The following is a 1,264-nucleotide window of genomic DNA, read 5'->3' on the forward strand; positions in this document are numbered from 1 at the left end:
CCCATTCGCCACCGTTGCGGTGGTAGAGACGGCTGCCGTTGTCGCTGCCGGTGCCACGCACGAAACGCACGTCACCCTTGGGGTCGATCGTGTAGGAAGACGCCGGCACCGGCGCACGGGCCAGGATGCGCTGTTTGCCCGTAGCGAGATCGAGCCGGGCTGCATAGCCATTGGCGTCCAGGCGCGACCCACCCATTGCAATGACCACCTGGCCATCGTCGCCCGGCAGGGCGTCACTGAGGAACGCCGCTGCCTCGCTGTGGTACCTGGGCCGCAGGCGCAGTCCCAGGCTGCGGTAGCCGACCAGCACGTCCGTACGCCCGGTACGCGCGTCGAGCGCCAGCAGTTCGCCGGTGGCCCAGGGCGCATCACGGGTGCCGAACTTCTGGGCCAAGCCGAACATCACCTGATCGTTGTTGACCCAGTGCATGTCGAAGACATGGGAATTGCGTGGCGGCCGCAGGCTACCCACCGGCGTGTTGTCGTCCGTACGCAGGATGATCAACGCGGTGAAGCCATCACCGGGCACGGTCGCGGCCAGGTAGTCGCCGCTGGGCGACAGGATCACATCCTCGAACTTGTCCGGTCGCACGTAAGCGTCCAGATCAACCGCAGCAGCGGTCCCCCACGACATCCCTGCCACGATGATGGCGGCCAACCCATACCTGCGCATGCTTCCCCCCTTGCGCCTGGACGCCTTGTCCCGGCTGGCCGATTCTAGGCAGGCCAGCGGCCGCCCCGCCAGTGGGCACAAAAAACAACGGCACCGTTGCCGGTGCCGTTGTTACCACTACCTTGGAGAGAGAGTCAGGACGTGGGTTCGGGGGGCGTGCGCCGGCTCAATGGACCCCGCGCACGGCCAGAGTGAGGGCGAGGATGCTGAGGATCACCGCAATGGTGCCGTCCAGCACGCGCCAGGTGCTGGRCTTGGTGAACAGCGGTGCCAGCAGGCGCGCGCCCAGGCCCTGCGCGGTCAGCCACAGGCAGCTGGCAGTGACCACGCCGGCCGCGAAGGCCATGCGTGCATTGCCGAAGTTCTCGGCGATCGAGCCGATCACCATCATGTCCAGCCAGAAGTGCGGGTTGATCAGCGAGAAGCCGACCGCGGCCAGCAGCACCGAGCGACGGCTGCCGTCATCGCTGTCGGCCTCGCCCATGCCGCCGCCACCGGCGATCGCACGGCGCGCCGACTTCATCGCATACCAGGCCAGGAAGGCCACGCCGGTCCAGAGGACGGCGGTGGTCAGCCACGGCAGCGCCGTGG

The 1,264-nt window shown here is 67.8% G+C and carries 1 protein-coding gene and 1 pseudogene; both read right to left on the reverse strand.

The window, feature by feature from the left end:
• Positions 1–634 (reverse strand): annotated as a pseudogene (locus AB4Y84_RS21905) (S9 family peptidase); the annotation flags it as partial.
• 205 nt (positions 635–839) lie between these two features.
• A partial coding sequence (locus AB4Y84_RS21910) for a LysE/ArgO family amino acid transporter (RefSeq protein WP_442250966.1) occupies positions 840–1,264 on the reverse strand: 425 nt, incomplete at its 5' end.

Source organism: Stenotrophomonas sp. 2YAF22, assembly GCF_052114665.1.
GTDB classification, from domain to species: Bacteria; Pseudomonadota; Gammaproteobacteria; order Xanthomonadales; family Xanthomonadaceae; genus Stenotrophomonas; species Stenotrophomonas indicatrix.